This is a genomic window from Brakhagea baltica (assembly GCF_052161605.1).
In the GTDB taxonomy this organism is placed as follows: Bacteria; Planctomycetota; Planctomycetia; order Pirellulales; family Pirellulaceae; genus JBKCUI01.
This window is the reverse complement of the sequence record NZ_CP197409.1, coordinates 6,501,642-6,519,913: the sequence shown is the minus strand read 5'-3', so window position 1 is coordinate 6,519,913 and position 18,272 is coordinate 6,501,642. Positions and strand designations below refer to the sequence as shown.

18 protein-coding genes are annotated in these 18,272 nt (G+C 51.5%); 4 read left to right on the top strand and 14 right to left on the bottom strand.

All coding sequences use genetic code 11. From position 1 onward, the window contains the following. Positions 1-35 precede the first annotated feature (35 nt). The 10 genes from SH449x_RS25370 to SH449x_RS25325 all read right to left on the bottom strand — a co-directional run bounded on the left by SH449x_RS25370 (position 36) and on the right by SH449x_RS25325 (position 10,838). On the bottom strand, positions 36-1,025 hold the full coding sequence (locus tag SH449x_RS25370; RefSeq protein ID WP_482378873.1) for a D-2-hydroxyacid dehydrogenase: 990 nt from the start codon (positions 1,023-1,025) through the stop codon (positions 36-38). Then, complete coding sequence (locus tag SH449x_RS25365; RefSeq protein ID WP_482378872.1) at positions 1,022-2,854, bottom strand: hypothetical protein; 1,833 nt, start codon at positions 2,852-2,854, stop codon at positions 1,022-1,024. Before SH449x_RS25365 ends, SH449x_RS25370 begins: the two co-directional genes overlap by 4 nt. Positions 2,855-2,861: 7 nt before the next feature. Continuing rightward, positions 2,862-3,689 carry a 3-deoxy-8-phosphooctulonate synthase gene (gene kdsA / locus SH449x_RS25360; RefSeq protein WP_482378871.1) on the bottom strand — a complete coding sequence of 276 codons (828 nt, stop codon included), beginning with the start codon at positions 3,687-3,689 and terminating at the stop codon, positions 2,862-2,864. A gap of 7 nt (positions 3,690-3,696) precedes the next feature. Further along, positions 3,697-5,352, bottom strand: coding sequence for an Rne/Rng family ribonuclease (locus SH449x_RS25355; protein ID WP_482378870.1), 1,656 nt, complete (start codon positions 5,350-5,352; stop codon positions 3,697-3,699). A gap of 184 nt (positions 5,353-5,536) precedes the next feature. Next, the gene (gene ptsP, locus SH449x_RS25350) at positions 5,537-7,285 is read right to left on the bottom strand and encodes a phosphoenolpyruvate--protein phosphotransferase (protein WP_482378869.1); all 1,749 of its coding nucleotides are present in this window, start codon (positions 7,283-7,285) and stop codon (positions 5,537-5,539) included. Positions 7,286-7,386: 101 nt separating this feature from the next. Then, the gene (locus tag SH449x_RS25345; RefSeq protein WP_482381854.1) at positions 7,387-7,668 is read right to left on the bottom strand and encodes an HPr family phosphocarrier protein; all 282 of its coding nucleotides are present in this window, start codon (positions 7,666-7,668) and stop codon (positions 7,387-7,389) included. A gap of 20 nt (positions 7,669-7,688) precedes the next feature. Next, positions 7,689-8,165 carry a PTS sugar transporter subunit IIA gene (locus SH449x_RS25340; protein ID WP_482378868.1) on the bottom strand — a complete coding sequence of 159 codons (477 nt, stop codon included), beginning with the start codon at positions 8,163-8,165 and terminating at the stop codon, positions 7,689-7,691. Positions 8,166-8,268: 103 nt separating this feature from the next. Further along, complete coding sequence (gene hpf / locus SH449x_RS25335; protein ID WP_482378867.1) at positions 8,269-8,601, bottom strand: ribosome hibernation-promoting factor, HPF/YfiA family; 333 nt, start codon at positions 8,599-8,601, stop codon at positions 8,269-8,271. 419 nt (positions 8,602-9,020) lie between these two features. Continuing rightward, positions 9,021-10,211: an NAD(P)/FAD-dependent oxidoreductase gene (locus SH449x_RS25330; RefSeq protein ID WP_482378866.1), complete on the bottom strand. Its 1,191-nt coding sequence runs from the start codon at positions 10,209-10,211 to the stop codon at positions 9,021-9,023. A gap of 30 nt (positions 10,212-10,241) precedes the next feature. Continuing rightward, complete coding sequence (locus SH449x_RS25325) at positions 10,242-10,838, bottom strand: c-type heme family protein (RefSeq protein WP_482378865.1); 597 nt, start codon at positions 10,836-10,838, stop codon at positions 10,242-10,244. 356 nt (positions 10,839-11,194) lie between these two features. Here SH449x_RS25325 and SH449x_RS25320 point away from each other — a divergent pair, with 356 nt between their 5' ends. Next, positions 11,195-12,052 (top strand): c-type cytochrome, encoded by an 858-nt coding sequence (locus tag SH449x_RS25320; RefSeq protein ID WP_482378864.1) that lies wholly within the window; start codon positions 11,195-11,197, stop codon positions 12,050-12,052. 49 nt (positions 12,053-12,101) lie between these two features. After that, positions 12,102-12,830 (top strand): class I SAM-dependent methyltransferase, encoded by a 729-nt coding sequence (locus SH449x_RS25315; protein ID WP_482378863.1) that lies wholly within the window; start codon positions 12,102-12,104, stop codon positions 12,828-12,830. Positions 12,831-12,854: 24 nt separating this feature from the next. Here the strand turns inward: SH449x_RS25315 and SH449x_RS25310 are convergent, their stop codons facing one another. The 4 genes from SH449x_RS25310 to SH449x_RS25295 all read right to left on the bottom strand — a co-directional run bounded on the left by SH449x_RS25310 (position 12,855) and on the right by SH449x_RS25295 (position 16,701). Beyond that, complete coding sequence (locus SH449x_RS25310) at positions 12,855-13,946, bottom strand: prenyltransferase/squalene oxidase repeat-containing protein (protein WP_482378862.1); 1,092 nt, start codon at positions 13,944-13,946, stop codon at positions 12,855-12,857. Beyond that, entirely contained in the window at positions 13,946-14,941 is a 996-nt protein-coding gene (locus SH449x_RS25305; RefSeq protein WP_482378861.1) for a vWA domain-containing protein, read from the bottom strand. The genes SH449x_RS25310 and SH449x_RS25305 overlap by 1 nt, the downstream gene beginning before the upstream one ends. A 32-nt stretch (positions 14,942-14,973) precedes the next feature. Beyond that, positions 14,974-16,374, bottom strand: coding sequence for a vWA domain-containing protein (locus SH449x_RS25300; RefSeq protein WP_482378860.1), 1,401 nt, complete (start codon positions 16,372-16,374; stop codon positions 14,974-14,976). Between the two features lie 102 nt (positions 16,375-16,476). Then, positions 16,477-16,701 carry a BON domain-containing protein gene (locus SH449x_RS25295; protein ID WP_482378859.1) on the bottom strand — a complete coding sequence of 75 codons (225 nt, stop codon included), beginning with the start codon at positions 16,699-16,701 and terminating at the stop codon, positions 16,477-16,479. Between the two features lie 215 nt (positions 16,702-16,916). On the opposite strand from SH449x_RS25295, the gene SH449x_RS25290 reads away from it, so the two are divergent. Together SH449x_RS25290 and SH449x_RS25285 are read left to right on the top strand one after the other, a co-directional pair. Then, complete coding sequence (locus SH449x_RS25290; protein WP_482378858.1) at positions 16,917-17,693, top strand: 3-keto-disaccharide hydrolase; 777 nt, start codon at positions 16,917-16,919, stop codon at positions 17,691-17,693. Positions 17,694-17,879: 186 nt separating this feature from the next. After that, a complete protein-coding gene (locus tag SH449x_RS25285) occupies positions 17,880-18,269 on the top strand; it encodes a DUF4440 domain-containing protein (RefSeq protein WP_482378857.1) in 390 nt (129 codons plus the stop codon). Positions 18,270-18,272 lie beyond the last annotated feature (3 nt).

The window sequence follows — 18,272 nt, the reverse complement described above, 5'->3', positions numbered from 1 at the left end:
GCTGCATTATGCAACGAGATAATATGATGCCGGACCTAGAACACTCTGTCCGCGAGGTCTTGGCCCAGTTGGAAGCGGTCGAAGTTAGCTAAGAAATGCTGCACCAACCGCGGCATCTCATCTGAAAACCCTCCTGCGGTGTGTGGCGTTATAAAACAACTCGGTGCTTTCCAAAGTGGATGATCTGTTGGTAACGGTTCGGGATTTGTTACGTCCAAATAGGCACCTGCCAACTTACCAGCTGTTAACAATTCACCCAAGAAATCCTGATCGACCGTAACTCCGCGACCAATGTTGTAGAAATAGGCCGTTGGTTTCAGCAGGCTCAGGACCTCTCGATCAAAGAAATCCTTAGTGGCACCATTCGCGGGCAAAATGTTGACCACATGGTCCGCTTGTGACAACCATGCTTTGTGCTCATCCAGCGAAACCATGGGTACCGGTTCCTTGCCCGTGAGGCGTCGCCGCACTCCAACGACGTTCAATCCCAACGGCTTTAACAATGCGGTGAGCCGACGAGCGATCGCCCCGAAACCGTAAATCATAACATTCTGGTCGTTAAGTAAAGTCGACTTGCGACGTATAACGGAGTCCGACCAGGCTCGATCCGTAGTTTGCTCTGCCCAAGCCATTGGCAGTTGACGAGCAAACGCAAGTATCATAGCTAGAGCATGCTGCGCACAAGGCTCAGCGTAGACGCTAGAGCTATTGGTGAGAACAACGCCCCGCGACTTAAAAGAGTCTCGCAAGTCGTCTCGGTCGTAGTTAGTGTATCCAGCTGACGTTAGATGCACCCAGCGAAGCTTCGGGAGATGAAACAGCTGCCCGACATCCGGTTGACCGAATGCAATGACTGCGTCCTCTAAGCTCGGATCTGGTGGTGAACTAACCAAATTTCCCGAAACCGTCTGCGTCGCGAAAACCAATTCCGCTTCCGCGAGTCCTGAATGCAACTGGCTGAGCGTTTCGCCTTGAAAGTCGGTGTTGGTCCATACTCTGCACTTCATGCCGCTCCGGTCACTCATTGCGTCCCCTCAAAAGCACTGGCGAATTCTTGCCGAAGCTTTCTCAAGCGGATCCTGTTTCCGGCGGCTTGCGCCGATGACTCGAATTTATAGGCTTCTTCCGCAGCAACGAAATTTTCGGTCAATTCATACATTCGCCCAAGAAGATAATTTGCATGCGAATGCCAAAACTCGGACCCCTTTAATTGCAGCGTTCGTTCTTTTAGCCAATTTATGGCTGTTGTCGGTTTACCGAGATCTCGATTCGCCATCGCCAAATACATACCGACGTCGAATTTGGAACGGCGGAAGTAGGTTTGCGCCAGAAGCAAGCGAGCGTCGAACACCTCGAGCGGCTCGAACTCGCCGCGAACCAATCCGAGTTCCTTTTGAACGTCCTTGTTTATGAGCATCTCTTTCAAGGTTTGTTCATCGACCCGATAGTCCATGTAGGCCCGTAGAGCGCCCGTCTCCTCCAAGGAACTTTCGAATTTGCCTTTGAAGTGAAGCATTCTTGCTCGACTGATAGGCGTATCAGTAACCAGGGCGCCAAATCGCTCGAGATAGCCTACCGAGAATGGCGAGTTTTCATTCAATCGCTCGCGGATCGATTTATTGTAAACATAAGCTAACCACGGTGCATTCCAGAGTCTGACCTGCAGGTTGGGAGTGGAGGCTAACAGCACATCCTGGAACGCATCTACGTCGAGACTCAAGCGAATCCGATTGGAGCCAACTAAAGATTGCTGCACCGTGAACATGGACTTGCCAACCGCGAAAGGATCACAATCGATCAGTGCAACAAGTTGTTCGATGTCCTTTTGCTCGACAGGATAATCGAACAGACCTGGCACCTTGGCACGGCGCAGTACATTGGGATTGGAACGTGCCTCGCGTAAGGTGGCAACCCCGCCGGTCTCCTGACTCGGAATCGGCATTCCCCATTGAGGCTCAAATAAATATAGCTCCCCTTGAACTGGTACTCCCACGCACCACAACCGCAAAGCGGAGTCGTCGGTGGCTCCACTCAAACTTGGCAAGGCAAGCACGCAGGTATCGATTCCCTGCGAGAACATCAATTGGGTAAATAGCCGCGCCCGCTCCCATCGATCCCCGCTCGCAAACATCAATGTCTGCCATGGTAGTTGACGATAGACGCTTCCTTGATCCGAATTGGCAGAGGTTGGATTGGTAACCAATTGCTCAACGTCCTTGGGATTGCCGATTAGCCCTACATTAGCCATCGTCCAATCAAAAAGTTTGAGCGAAGTTTCCAATCGCTGCCAATTCTCTGACTCCAGCTCGGACCTCTTGCCTTCCAGCCACTTCTCAAAAAGTGGATCTTGATAAGGTCGGTCCAATACCCATTTGGTAACATCCGTTAGGATCTGGCACTGCAACAAAAACTCACATTCTGCCTCGCCAAACTCGAGCTTGTCTAATCGCTGTGCGAAGTCGATCGTTCTCAATGCAGGTGCTACCGAGAACAAAAGGTCTGGCGAATTCCAATCCTTCGGAGCCTCGACGCTCCCCGCCCAAGTATTTAGGTGCATACGAATCTCTTTGATGGCAGCGGTCCGATTCAAACGAATCAGCTGAGGGAGGTAAGCAAACGCCTCGCGGAGTGCATCCTTTCGTTCTTTCGAAACGGTTTTTCGAGTTTCAATATCGATGATCCGGTCATGGGCTGTGTTATCGCACCCAGCGATACCGACCAAAATCAGACCAACGGTGACCAACACCGATTTCACGCCCGAACGGCCGGTCCCTTTTGCTGAAACCAAACGTGAGCGATCCTCAGGTAAGTTGTTGAGACATGAAGCTTTATTGGATTCGATCAAATGTGCCATTTTTGTTTTACGCTAGCCATGGACGAACGGTTCGCCAAACTGTGTGCACTCTTTCCAAGACACCACCAAACTCGTTTAACGGTACCATGTTTGGTCCGTCACTGGGGCTTGCTGAGGGATCGGGATGGGTTTCGAAAAAGAAACCATCCACCCCGACCGCAGCGGCAGCGCGAGCTAGCGGCTCTACCATCGACCGATTTCCTCCTGTCGCGCCACCCAGCCCACCCGGTTGCTGGACCGAATGGGTCGCATCGAAGATTACCGGTGCACCGAAGCCCCTCATGACTGGCAGTCCCGTCATGTCGTTTACCAAACGACCGTATCCGAAGAACGTTCCTCGCTCGCAAAGCATCACACCGGCATTGGAGCAATCTCGGGCCTTGTCCAAGACGTACTTCATATCCGCAGGTGCCATGAATTGCCCCTTCTTGATGTTCAAAGGCTTGTGCGTCATCGCACAAGCCACGATGAGATCCGTTTGCCTAGCGAGGAAAGCTGGAATCTGCAACAAATCGCAAACCTCCGCAACCGTTTTCGCTTGTTCTGGAATGTGAACATCAGTTGTAACGGGACACCCCAACCTGGCTTTCACTTGGGACAGGATTTCGAGCCCCTCGTCGATACCCGGCCCACGAAAAGCTCCACCGCTGGTTCGATTCGCTTTGTCGAACGACCCCTTGAACACGTACTGGATACCAAGCCGCTCGCACTCAGCTGCAACCTGACTACCGATCTCCAAACATCCGTCAAGCGATTCGATCACGCACGGACCGGCGATTAGTACCATCGGTCCGTGGCCGTCTACGACTTGATTTCCTATGGTTACGGGGAACATAAATCGATTACCCGTTGCTCATAAATGGCAATGTAATCAAAGCTCCAGTTTTGTCTCGGCATTCCATTTCTAGATGCTCAGGGAACAAACTATCCGTTCCATGGATCAAAACGCTCACGCCAGTCAATTCCTCCAGCTTGATCAGATCTCGACGCTTCTTGTTATTCAGATAGGCGGCGACATTCTCATGAACCTTGACGACAACACGCGATGCGTTCGGCAGCTGGCACGCCATGATCAGAAGCCGAGTTACCTCGATCGACATGCTCTCGGCAGTCTTCACAACAGCTCGACCCTTGCAGCATGGGCAATCTTCGTACACGCTCTTCTTAAAGCTTGGACGAATTCTTTGCCTCGTCATTTCGATCAAGCCGAATGGGCTCGTTCGCAGGATCTTCGTCCGAGCGCGGTCTCGCCTCATGGCATCTCGCAAAGTCTTCTCCACTTTGCGACGATGACTTTCCTTGCGCATATCGATAAAGTCGTTGACGATAACGCCACCTAAATCTCGCAGTCGCAATTGCCTGGAGATCTCTTTGGCTGCCGCCATGTTGAGATGGAAAGCGTTCTCTTCCGCGTTGTCCTCATGACCCCGGAAATTGCCGCTATTGACGTCGATCGCAACCAAAGCTTCCGTTTGGTCAATGACGATCGAACCACCTCCCTTGAGGGGCACAACTCTTTGGTGGATGCGTGCGATTTCTTGTTCCAATTTGTAATGATGGAACAATGGCACTTTTTCGTCGAATTTTTGCAAACGATCCACAAAGCGAGGCATAACCAACTCGAGAAAGTCGAGGGCTCTCTGATAAGCAGCATCCTCGTCAACGACGATCGTATCGATGTCCTCCGTGAAGGTATCTCGAATCGTGCGGATCATGATATCGTTCTCTTCGTAGATATCACACGGTCCCGGGGTCGATTTGACTCGCTTGACGATGAGCTTCCAAAGCCTTAGCAGGTAAGCCACATCGCGGGAAAGCTCTTTACGTGTTCGATCCTGACCCGCCGTTCGAACAATGAAACCAACGCCTTTTGGCAACTGCATATCGAGCATCATGCCCCGCAGCTTTCGCCGTTCGTCTTCATCCTCAATCTTGCGACTAACACCGACACGGCCTAGTGCAGGCATTAAAACGAGGTAGCGACCGGGTATGCTTATGTAAGTGGATAGAGTCGGGCCTTTGGTTCCGATCCCTTCCTTGATAACTTGCACGAGTACTTCGTCGCCTCGCTTAAAAATCTCTTGAATTGGTGGCTTGAATCGAGGGCGTCCGCTTCGCAGCTTTCCACCTTTCCGATGCCCCTTGTGTTGCTTTTGCTTGTCGTCTTCTTCCTCGCCCTCATCGTCTCCCGAGTCGTAGCCGTCGTAGTGTTCGTCCATGATTTCGGCAGGATCATATCCTGCTTGGCGGAAGTACTGAGGTTCCACATCACTAATATGCAAGAACCCGTTTCTTCCAACTCCGAAGTCCACAAAAGCGGCTTGAATGCTAGGCTCGATGTTAACGATCTTGCCTTTATAGATGTTCCCCACCCAATTGTCTTGACTGGTTCGTTCCGTGTACAGTTCCTCTAGAACTCCGTCCTCGAGCAATGCAATGCGGCACTCCTCCGATTGGGAGATATTGATCAGCATTTCCTTTTTCATTAATCCGTTCATTCCTTCTAACCGCTTGGACAACGCTCAAGTCGATGTGGCTAGCACCTACCCTGTGGAATAAGCTTTGGAGAGGCATGAAGCTCGTCCCTTGCTAGTTGGTCGCGGTCAATTTCTTCTTGCTATTTGTTTTGTTAAGGATCGTCGGACCCGAGGTCGTTGGCATGAATCATGCGACAACGTTGCCTCAAGCCTGCAAGACGATTTCGGGCACAAGCCCGGCTAATTGATTCATCAAGAATGCATCAACTTCTCGCGCCGTGGACAATCGAAGTGCTCGCCAAGCCATGGCCTCGCACTGTCCGACCGTCACGGATCGAATCGCTTTCTTGAGGATGGGAATTGCGGCGGGCGCTGTACTTAGCGTCCGAACTCCCATGCCGACCAGCAGCAACGAGTAAGCAGGATTGTTGCTCATCTCGCCGCACACGCTGGTCGACTTTTGATGTTGGGATGCGATCTGTTCCGTACGCTGGATCAGCCGCAACACCGATGGGTCACACGCTTGGTAAAGATCGGCAACGGAATCGTTGCTCCGATCGACGGCCAGCGTGTACTGGGTCAAATCGTTGGTTCCAATGCTGACGAAATCGATCTCTTCAATAAAACGATCCAACATCAACACGGCAGCAGGTACCTCCACCATCATGCCAACAGGGACATTCTGGGGGACTTGTACATTCTCGGAAGCCAAATCTTCTGCGACGGATCGCAGAAGGAATCTCGCGCTACGCAGCTCGTCGAGCGTTGTGATCATTGGGAACATGACCCTTACATCACCGAGACAAGCCGCTCTTAGCAGCGCGCGTAACTGGATACGGAACAGGGGAGGATTCCTCAGACTGAGCCGTATACTGCGGAGGCCCAGGAACGGGTTGTTCTCTGGCTCCGCTGGACGTGACATACCCATCTTGTCCGCGCCTAAATCCAAGGTGCGAATCACGACAGGTCTTCCTTGCATATCACGCACAACCTGCGCGTATGCTTGATAGTGTTCCTCCTCCGTGGGCTCTTTGTTGTGCCCTAAGTAGAGAAACTCTGTTCGATACAATCCCACCCCATCAGCACCCCGTGCGATACATGCCGGGGCCTCGGAGGGGAACTCGACATTCGCCATCAACTGAATCCGAACGCCATCGCTCGTGGAAGCAGGCAGATCGCGTAGCTCATCCAACTGGAGGATGATCGACTGTCGATACTGACGACGTTCGAGATAATGTTGCTTTGTTGCTTCGTCAGGCGAAACGATAATTCGCCCCAAATGGCCGTCGACGATGACCTCGTCACCAGTACGGATGTTGTGTAAGAAATTGCCAACGCCGACTACTGCGGGAATCTCCATGCCACGAGCTACGATGGCTGTGTGACCGCCGGGACCTCCCGCTTCCGTGCAAATACCGAGCACTCGCGTTCGGTCAAACGAAGCCGTCTCACCCGGGGTCAAGTCGTGGCTTACGACAATGGTCTCCGGTGCGAGCTGATTCAGAGTCGCTAACGGCTGCCCGGTCAAACGCTCGAGCAGCAACCGTTCGACATCTCGAACATCGTTGACCCGGTCGACGAGAAACGAGCTAGAGGACTTGCGAAATGCCGCTGCATAACGACTGAAGACTTCGCTGACCGCATACTCCGCAGAATACTGCTTTGTGCGGATCAGATGCTCCAGCTCCGATTTGAGATGCGGATCGGTCAGGACTTGCTGATGGGCGGAAAAAATACTCCCCATGCGTTCGCCCATCGACTCAGAAGTGGTTTTCTGTGTCGACTCTAAGGCTTGACGTGCGTCACCAATCGCGTCGATAAGCCGCTGCCATTCGACAACATCGTCACCCGGACGGACCAAGCACCGCGTAATGCGATACCCCTCTCGGTCGAACACCATCGCTCGGCCGATAGCGACGCCAGGTGATACCGCGATTCCTTGCAGCTCAAGCATTCTCGGCTCGGTTCCTGAGATTAAGGTGCGGGTTCAAAACCATGAATCCGTTCCAACCTTTGATGATTAAATTGTGATGAGTATTGGCTCTTTGTTGCAAGCTACGCAGTTGACGCATTCAATTCGTCGAACTGTGACTCGAACAACAAACTTATCGCCTGAATTGCAGCCTCTGCATCTGGGCCCTGAGCGCGAAGCACCAGCTCGCACCCCTGGGTCGCCCCCAAGGTTAGCAAACTCAGAATGCTTCGGCAGTCAGCTATCTGTCCCGCCCGCTCCAGCTCAATCTGCGACTGAAACGAAGAGGCTGCACGAACCAGCCTATCCGCTGGTCGCATATGCAAACCCTCTGGATTTTTGACAGTGACGACGCAGTGCTGCATTGACGGAGCCATTAGTCCTATTATGAACCAAACTGATTGCTATCAGCCTCGTCCAACAAATGAAGAATGTCCTCAGGCGTCTTCGACTGTCGCAAGAACCGACAAAAGGTATCGTCTCGCAGTTGTCGCGAAATGTTCTCGAGCGCTCTCAGGTGATCCCCAGGGCGATCCGGTGGCGATACCAACAAGAAAAACAATGACGCGTCTTGACCGTCTAGCGACTCGAAATCCAAACCTTCTTGGCTTACTCCCACCGTCCCAACCAGCTTTTCTACGCTCGCATGCTTGGTGTGGGGAACAGCGACTCCGCGTCCGATCCCGGTGCTGCCGAGCTCTTCTCGCTTCATAATCGCTTTGATGATGTCAGCTTTGTCGGAATCTTTGATTTCTCCAGCGTCAACCAAGGCATCAACCAACTCGGCGATGACTCCCTCTTTCGAGTTGGCTGTCAAGCTAGACCGAATCGCCTTAGGAGAAATAAATGCAGAAAACTTCATGGACTAAAAAATCCTTCCAAGGAATCATGTGGCCCGATTTAGGCAATCTTATGAACTCAATCCTCGCCATCTGTTAGTCTGGCGAGGGATAAATACGTTGTTGTTAGACGGACTCGCCGCCAGTGTACTTCACACTTGCTGCCTTGTGGTCCGTTACCTTCTCTTTGTGTTTGCGAATTTGCTGTTCTACCTTGGCAATCGTCAAGTCCAAAGCCGCTAGTATTGTCTGGGAATCTGTCGAAGCGACGAAGTCATGCGCATGTTCCGCCGAGACATTGATTTCGACACTCGGACGCTCCGTGTGTCCCAGGTCGACCGTGACATCGATCGAATTGATCCGATCAAAAAGCCTGCGGACACGTTCTACCTTCTCTACGATTATGGCTTGATCTTCTTGCTTTAAATGGCCATGACGGGCAGATACATTCACTTGCACAGGAAAACTCCAATCTTTCTAGTTGTCCGATTCCTCGTTCGAAAAAATGGGACGCGGCGATCATCTCGCTTGCGTCGAATTCGACAAAGGCCGGGAGGCGATAAGGGAATTGTACATCTTTTGCACACGGTAAACAAATCCCCCTCGCAATCGTAAAATTCTTCAACGACAGACGGAAACATGCTTTGAAAGTAGCTCGCACCGAGCTCCCTGCCCAAATGAGAGTCTGGGCTATTGGAGCCTAAAGAGGGGACTATTTTCGATAAATTCGCGAAAATAGCCAATCGGCTTCGTTCGATAGAACCTGAGCGGCTGACTTTGAGGACCGACCGAGAATCCTTGCAAAAGTTTTTTTTATCCTGCCGATCGACCTAGCGAACGTTTTTTGGGTATCGCTCCCTAGATTCTGTATCTGAAAACTAACCCAACCCTTTTAACATGCCATTCCAATAGAGAGCTGGCAGCCCGTAAGCTTTCAGCAAATACATCGAATACCTTTCCTTGGACTGATCGATCGGAAAAGTCTCTGCTGGTTTGCCGTCGTAGTCGAACTCGGCTAGAACCAGCTTGCCATAACCAGTTACCAGCGGACAAGAAGTATACCCATTGTACCGAGCCGATAGCGGCTGCCCCCTCATTGCGGATATAAGATTCGCGACCAACACGGGGGCCTGCTTACGTATCGCTGCTCCGGTTTTGGATGTTGGCAGCCCGCTGCAATCACCGATGGGAAAAACGTTTTGGTACTTGGGATGCTGCAGGGTGTGCTTGTCAACATCGACCCAACCAGCCGCGTTGGCGAGCACGCTGTTCTTGACTATGTCCGGAGGCCCCATCGGAGGTGTCACGTGGATCATGTCAAAGCGAATCGACTCCTGTTCCTTGGTTGCAAGATTCTCGAACACCGCTTCTTTGGTGTCTGGGCTTAGAGCGACCAAGTTGCGTTGGAATCGTAAATCAATTTCCTTGCGAGCTGCTACCTTTTCCAGTGTCCGGCGATATTTTTCGACGGCAAACAACGAAGCCTGACCGGATGCAAAGATGACCTGAGACTTATCCCTGACTCCTGATTTTCGAAACGTATCATCAGCTAGATACATGATCTTCTGCGGAGCGCCGCCACATTTGACCGCTGTGTTTGGCATCGTAAACAACGCTGTACCGCCACGGAATTGCCTGATGCATTCCCAGGTATAGTCAACATGCTTGTAGGAATAGTTGCTACAAATCTGCTGCCGTCCAATGCCCTCGGTTAGTCCTGGGATCTTGTTCCAATCAACTTGAATCCCTAGTGCGACCACCAAGTAATCATATCGAACGGTCTTGCCTGCCGTAGTAACGATGGAATTGTTGTCTGGATCGAAACTCTGGATGCTATCCTGAATCCAAGCTACCCCAGGCGGAATAAGGGTTTTCTCATCCCTCTCACTTTTCTCCTTGGGAAATACGCCTCCACCCACGAGAGTCCAAAGAGGTTGATAGTAATGCTTCGTCGAGGGCTCGACGATCGCGATGTCACTCCCCTTGTTTTTTCGTCTTAGTTGAGCAGCGACCGTGATGCCAGCGGTGCCACCGCCAACAATCAGGATCGAATAGTGGTCTTTGGTCATCGGTGTATTCCTTGTTAGATTTCGTCAACGTTAGATTTCTTCAACCCAAAACCAACCTCGCAAATCGCCGTCACGGAATCCGGTCGCTTGATCGTTCGGATACCTGTTGGCCAGGACTCGCTTTACTTCCTCTGAGATCTGCTCAACCGGCCCATGGCACATCAGGCATTGCGGTTGCAGCTTGATGGGAAGCAACGCAACAGCTTTATCGTTACTCAACACGGCAAACGTGGGAGTATCGATCTGCGACTCAACCAGCTCTTTGGCCCAACCGGGGGCTTCGTTGCTGGTATTTCGCAATCGCACCCCAGTTCGCCCGATACGAATATTGTGCGTCTCTCCAACTTCTTTGGCAATCTTGGGAGCTTGCGCATAGCACACTTCGACGGCTTCAGCAGGGCCACCAGTATTCATGGCAGCCATCAACCGACCCGATAGTTGCTTGAACAAATCCTCTTTGGCAGCCAGTAAAACCTTCTTTGATTCTTCAGTGGGTTCAATTCCCTCAGCAATCGTGGTCGGTTCAAGTACCGTTGCTGCCGATTGTGGTTGCGTACTGCATCCCAATAAAACCGAAGTGCCTATCGCGATCAGACCAAAAAACTGGATCGGTTGTTGCAATTTCATTTACATCCTGTTGCTTTATGGGAGGCGGGGAATGCCGAGAGAACGTTTTCGGAGAGCTTGCTCGGACCTGTGTCAGTGAGAAGTTCCCTAGGAAAACTGAGCCGCGAAGACACACAAGGTTACAAGATTTGCGAAGCCCATGAAAATATTTTGGCAAAACGAACCTATTTTGGCAGGACTTTTTCAAGAGCGCCTGGCAACATGTGTTCCTAAGGATTTCGCCGAATCTTTTTTTGTAACCTTTTGCCGGGTCGCGGATCTAAACTTATGAAGAGGAGGGGGGATTGCCTAACGCATGGTAAATTAACCACTAACCTCCCAGCCCTCGCAACATCCCACTAGACTTGGAAGACGACGTGAAACGACGAAACGGGTTACCAAGGTGTCTGGACGCAGCGACGCGTGTGATGGCTTTATTCGCGGCATGTCTTGTATCGCACGGTTGTTTATTTGCACAAGCCCCCAACGCTGATGACAGTACACTCGATGATCTTGGCGAATTGGGAAAGGTCATTCGTCTAGGGGAAGCAATCGTGCAGAACACGGTCGAGCATCCTCTGTCGAAGGACTATGTAGGTAACAAATTAAACTGTACGAGTTGTCATTTGAAGAATGGCAAGCACCCGAAGGCAGGGACTTTTATGGGGACCGCGACCGCTTACCCTGCCTGGGCACCTCGCGAACAACGTGTGATCACACTTGAGGATCGGGTACTGAACTGCTTTATGCGAAGCTGCAATGGAGTGCGTCCGCCGCTAGGAAGCGAGGTTTCTGTCGCGGTTACGACTTACATTTCCTGGTTATCTCGTGGCCAAACGATTCAACAGAACGCGAAACGCCCCCTCGGCCCCAACGCGATTCCCGCACTAGACATCAAAGCAGCCGCAGCCGATCTCAAGCGTGGAGAGGGACTCTATGCTCAGAAGTGCGCGGACTGCCACGGTTCCGATGGGCTCGGCGACTCTGACAACCCTCCCGTTTGGGGCCCCGGATCCTATAACCACGGTGCTGGACTATCCAACACAGACCACCTAGCAGCCTGGTTAAAAGTGGCAATGCCGCTGGACGATGAAACACTGACTGAACAAGAAGCGGTTGACATCGCAGCGTATGTGAATTCCAAAGAGCGTCCAAGTTTTGAACTAAAAGATCACCTTCCTCCCGTCCAAGACCTTGGAAGATATAATGGCGTGATTCCCGATTCCCCTCGTTGAGCCACCATAACGCAACGCCCTCAACGAAATCCCCTCTAGGAGTAGACACTTGAAGAGTAGAACCTCGAAGTCACTAAAGCATGTTTTGATCGCCGCCACAACGGGATTCGTTGTGATTGGTGGTCTTTCTCCATCCGTTTTGTTTTCCCAAGAAAAAAGCGTGAAGCCAGGCATCAACGACTCCTTCATCAAGCCGAATCCGGACGAATACGTCGAGCGATTCGAGATCGAAAGCCGTGAGGTCTTCGCACAGCGAGAAGCCATCGTCAAGGCTTGCAAAATTGAGAAAGGAATGACCTTAGCCGACATCGGTGCAGGTACGGGATTGTTCACCCGACTGTTCGCTAAGGAGGTCGGCCCAGAAGGAAAGGTGTTGGCTGTTGATATCGCCGAGAACTTCTTAGAGCATATCAATGTCACCAGCCGATCGCTCGGAATCAAGAACATCGAGACGGTACTTTGCACTCCGGAGTCCACAATGCTGCCCCCTAACTCGGTTGACTTGGCGTACATTTGCGACACTTACCACCACTTTGAGTTTCCTCAAAAGACTCTCAAGTCTCTGTATGAGGCACTCAAACCTGATGGACGCGTCGTACTCATCGACTTCAAACGTATTAAAGGAGTGAGTTCGGAGTGGACCATGAATCACGTCCGCGCCGGCCAAGAAGTCTTTGAGGCGGAGATTATCGAAGCCGGATTCCAAAAGATTCACGAGCACAAGGACCTGCTCAAAGAGAACTACTTCGTAGAGTTCAAAAAGGCTGAGGCACAGTAAGTATCGTCAAGTATCGTCGCGGTACTATCTCTGATAGATTGGCAAGAAGTGGTGCTTGACGGACAAGCTAAGGATGGCGAGGGAAGTACAGTAGACTTCCCCGATCCCTTGTTCCTCGTTAGCGGGGCTGCTCCAAGCTCCGCTGTTTAATTGATTTTCTATTAGATACGAGCGAACGTTCTCTTCGGCGGTTCGCGCTGCGTCGCCACCGCGTTGATGCATGGCTTGTGCGTAATAGTACAGGCCGTACATCAGAAAACGATCGTCTCGTTTGGGTGGGCGATCCAAAAGCCATTCCGTGGCACCTTGCACGAAATCTGAATCGTAGTCCCCGCACACCTGCATGGCCAACAATCCCGCTGCGGTCATAGTAAACGTCGGATTACGTTGATTGGGTTCGTAGGTGAAGCCATTTTTCCGTTCTAGTGGTTGCCGATTGGTTCCCAGCGGAGATGCAAAGGAGCGTTTGAGATAAGCGATCGCATCCTCAATGGTTTCACCAGGTACATCCAAGCCATCATTCTTTGCGCTCCGCAAGGCCATCAGTTGCCAAACGGAAACCGATAAGTCGCTATCCTCGGAAACAGGAGTGTACCGCCAGCCCCCTTGGGCTGAATTGTTTTTCCGGATCTTTTGGCTTTTCACGATCAGGTCGATTCCTTTCTGACATCGCTCGTGAATGAGTTGGTCCATTGCCTCATCAACTCCCATGCCGATCATTTCCGTCAGCATGAGTGACACAATCCCGTGGCCGTACATGCGTGAACCATCACTTGCACCGAAGTACCCATTGCTATCCTGTCGCTCTTTTGCAAGGATGAATTCGAGTGCCTCCTTGATTGCTTTACCCTCGGGAGTCGGATCGGTCACTTGATGACCGACCGACGCCAATGCCATAATCGCTAGCGATGTCATGGCACTGGGATGCCCACGATCCAAAATAGAGCCATCGCTCTTTTGTTGTGAGAGTAAATATGCTACGCCCCGGTCGGTTGATGCTTGTGCAGAATGATCCTGAGCGATGAGGCCGGGAGCTAAAACAGGGAGAACGGCAATAATTCCAATAGCTCGAACGATGCTAAGCACAAAAACCGAATACTTGCAACGAACAGCCATTAGCGTCTTTGCTTTCGTCTAGCATTTAAATTGATGGGAGTGAATACGCCGTCGTTCTCCTCTGCGATGATTTGCAGGGCACGATATCCCACCAAGCTGTCGAGCAAATACGTGTGGATTGGAACTTTGATGGAGTAATTGTCTTCATCGGTCCAGTTGCGGTTCAGTCGTCTCAACTTAGCAATAGAGTCATCCGCAATTTCGCCATCAGACAACAGCATGATCGCGTCAGGTTGAAGTGACAACGCAAGCGCGAGGCTAGAAGCGGGTAATGTAGAGTTGCCGAGTCGAATACCGTTTAGCCAGGTTTGTAGCTTTTGAACATTCGATGAGGTTGGGTGCAAAAACTTACCTTTTGGGGGTGGCTGGCCAAACATGGGCTTGCATTCTGAATCAAAACTTATGACGAAAAAATGCTGGTCTAGGGAAAGGTTCCTAATACAGCCAACGAGCTCCTCTTTGAGAGACTGCCAGCGAGGCCCCGTCATAGAACTCGAGGAATCGATCACAAATACGAATCTGCTGCCGCTCAGTTCCGTTCCATAGAACTTGGCAACCGTCTTCCCCTCAGCACTGGAATTCGCTGCTGAGCTATTGGATTCCGTCAACGCTGATTTAAGCCCCTCAGAAATGGATTCCGTCGCGATCTCACTTAATAACGACTCGTCGAAGAGAACGGTTTCGTAACTGGTTAGTTTGGCCGGAACGGCCGATTCGGTAACGGGCTCGTCAGGTATTGGCGATTCGATCTCTAGGCTTGGCGTTTCTAGCGTTAGGTCGGTGAGGGATTCCGATTCGCTAAGGTCGTCCATGAATAGTTCAAAAGATCCCGACCGCTGACCGCCACCGCCGCCAGCGTACAAGCATGCCAGGATCAGACAGCATCCTAGGTGCACCGCGCAGCTGGACCAGAAAGCAATGTGTTCACCGAAAAGAATCGGTGTTTTGCGGTTCGGTTTCTCGACTGGTTCCATCGCATGACTTCCGTATGGCATAGTTGGTTAGGCGAGATTCACGTCAGACGGGGTTAGTTCTTTTGCTGACCTTTGCCGGTAGGCTTGGGGGGACGAGGAACAAAACGGTAGGTTCCCAAATTTTCCGCAGCGACCTTTTGCATGTCTTTTGCAAAGGATTCCTCGAAAAAATGGATAACGTGGATAGGCACCTTGGGTACATCATCCGAAATGATGTCATTCGTGCGATTTACGTCTCGCAAAAACTTAGGGACATCCGCCCTCGTGTCACCATCGAACAACATGAAAATCGCATCGGGATCCATCGCAATGGCTACCTTAAGAGCTTCGTTGGGAGGCCAACCATCCTTTTGAACCGTCGTTGTTTGCAGCCAGTCGATCGCTTTCTTGACATTTTCGGGCGTAGCATAGACCAGCGATTTGATTTCCCCTTCACCTGGAAAGGAGAGCTGCTGTAGTTCCTTGCCAAACATGATCAGATGAAACTTTTGCTTCGGCTTCATGCTCATAAGTGAGCGAATCATCTCGTTGCGAGCGTTGTCAAACGCACCGTCACGTCTCATGCTGGGTGAATTGTCGACTAGATAGATAAAACTGTTTCCGGTCGCCTGCAGTCCAAAGAAAGCTGCCCCTTGCATCGACTTGGACTCGGACATGCCAGCCATGGCACTTTTCATTTGGTTTGCCAGACTGGAGCTGGCTTCGCTACCGACTAAACCATCGACATTGACGGCAACATCTACCGAGGGCAGACTCACATCGGTGACACTGCTGAGGTCGGGGGATTCCATCGACGCGGGAGTGGTCGATTCCTCGAGGGGCTCAATCTCTTCCTCGAGCGGCGTCTCGGTCAATGCGATTTCCGACTCAAGCGGGGCGGAAACGATGGCAACTTTCTCAGGCGGGGCTGCTTGGCGTATAACGATAAAGGCGAGCACGAGAACGATCGCGACGTGAATGATAACGCTGCCAATTACATCCAGCCTCGCGAAGAATTTCTTTGTGCTCTTCGAGTTTTCTGAGGGTGGAGTGATTTGCACCGCCGGTTGGGCAGCCAAACGTTTTTCGGCAGCGGCAGCCATGGGGGTCCAGAATGAGCCATCCGGCTCAGGCTGATCGGACGGACCTGATTGACCTGACTGATCTGACTGATCTGACTGACCGGACAGATCTGACTGATCTGACTGATCTGACTGATCTGACAGATCTGACTGATCTATTCGTCCCAATCCCTGCGGGGTTATCTCTGCCCCTTCGATGAGCGGACTATTCTTTGCGAGCCACAAATCCAGATCCGCTGTTTGGCCCATTTCCGCATTTTTAATAGCGATCTCGAGCGATGCCGCCGCCGCATGGTACAGGGCAGCCTGTTCACGATACCGCAATGCGGTCAGCGCCTTCTGTGCCCGATCCAGCACTGCTCCCTGTTCTTCGGACGGGATTTGAAATTTCATGGGCAAAGGTGAGCCGGTTAAAGATCAGTCTATCAGCGTAAAACCCTGATTTTCCGTCTATCGACACCGCCCGTCAAGCAGCAGTCCGTGAAGATTTCCCAACTAAACGACGCAAGGCTCCTCAACCTCGATGAGATTAGCTATCCCCTCGATCCCCTCAATTTGCCGCAACGACTCCTGGATCATTTGCTTTTGGTAGAAACTGTCTACCTTGCCCCTAAGGGTGATTTTCCCGTTCGTGCTCTCCAGAAAGACTCGCGAGCGAATCGCGTGGGGATTGCATCGAATCGCTCGATCAATTCGATGTAACAGCGGACCAGATGCCATCTCGTGAACTCCGACTAACATAACAGCGTCCAAGCAAATCTATTGCATGGAAGGGGGGAGAGAAACTGCCGAATCTTTGCACCCAATTCTGACAGCAGTTTACAAACCTTCCGCAAAATGATTGTTATAATCAAGACCTCCGTCCGTCGATCGCGTTTGTATCGATTGGACCATACCATCCTTCCTTTCCGCTTGACTACGGTACGAACATCCTGATGAAAACCCTACCAAAACCTTCTGCACGAACCGACTCCCGAAGAATAGCTTCAAAGCTCGGACTATTGTCTCTTATCGGGTTAGCTTGCCTAGGCAACGCCGCTACCAACAATATTTCTCATGCAGAATCTCCTCGCATCGAAGCAATCGTCGCTGATGACTCAGCAGGAAAAAGTCTGTTTGATGGGAAAACGCTAGATGGCTGGAAAGGCTTGGCTGAGAACTGGAGCGTTGAGGATGGTGCCATCACAGGTGTGAATACGTCTGAAAACCCAATCAAGAACAACACATTCCTCGTCTACGAAAAGCCCTTTGCCGACTTTGAACTGAACCTCAAGTTCCGTATCCAAGGGGGCAACTCAGGCATCCAGTACCGAAGTAAGCTCGTAGACACGGAAAAATTCATCGTCGGCGGCTATCAAGCGGACATCGATGCCAACGGACGATACATGGGTATCAACTACGAAGAACGTGGTCGCGGAATCATCGCGGAAAGAGGTGAAGTCATCGCTATCGATGAGCAAGGTAAACGTGCAAAGGTTGAGTCTTCCGGAGATCCCGACGAGCTTCTAGCTAAGATCAACATGGAGGATTGGAATGACTATCGGATCGTTGCCAAGGGAACGGTCGTCCAGCATTTCATCAACGGGGCTCTCATGTCCGAAGTTCGCGATTCGGAAACCGGCAAGAGGGCGAGCGACGGGATTATCGCTTTTCAAGTCCACGCGGGACCACCGATGAAGGTCCAGTTCAAAGACATCTTCATCAAAGAGTAGGCCGTCTGTTGGCCTCCAGTCTTCATCTTTCAGACTTCCCGCATAATCGCCAGAATCCGCACTATTTGAGCGGACTGGCGGAAAACCGTGGCTGAACTTACCATATCGCTTGGCTTGACGCGCAGCATGTAATGTTCAGGTGGCCCATCGCACCACACCAATCTTTTTTTCCACGGATCTTAAATTATGTCGTTAGAAGCCGATCGCGATGCGATCCTTGCCAAAACCCAGCAACTGCTCGTCGCCATCGCCGCCGGTGATTGGAACACTTACGCCGAGCTTTGCGACCCGTCTCTGACATGCTTCGAACCAGAAGCCCTCGGCAACCTCGTCGACGGTCTCGATTTCCACAAATACTATTTCAATTTGCCCAACCCGAATCCCTCGCCTGTGCAAGCGACCATGATCGGACCCCATATTCGCATCATTGGTGATGTCGGCATCATCGCTTATGTTCGGCTGGTCCAGAAGATCGCGGACGGAAAACCGACCACATCGGCCATGGAGGAAACTCGCGTTTGGCACCGGCAAAGCGGAAAATGGAAGCATGTGCACTTCCATCGTTCCCCCGCATAGACG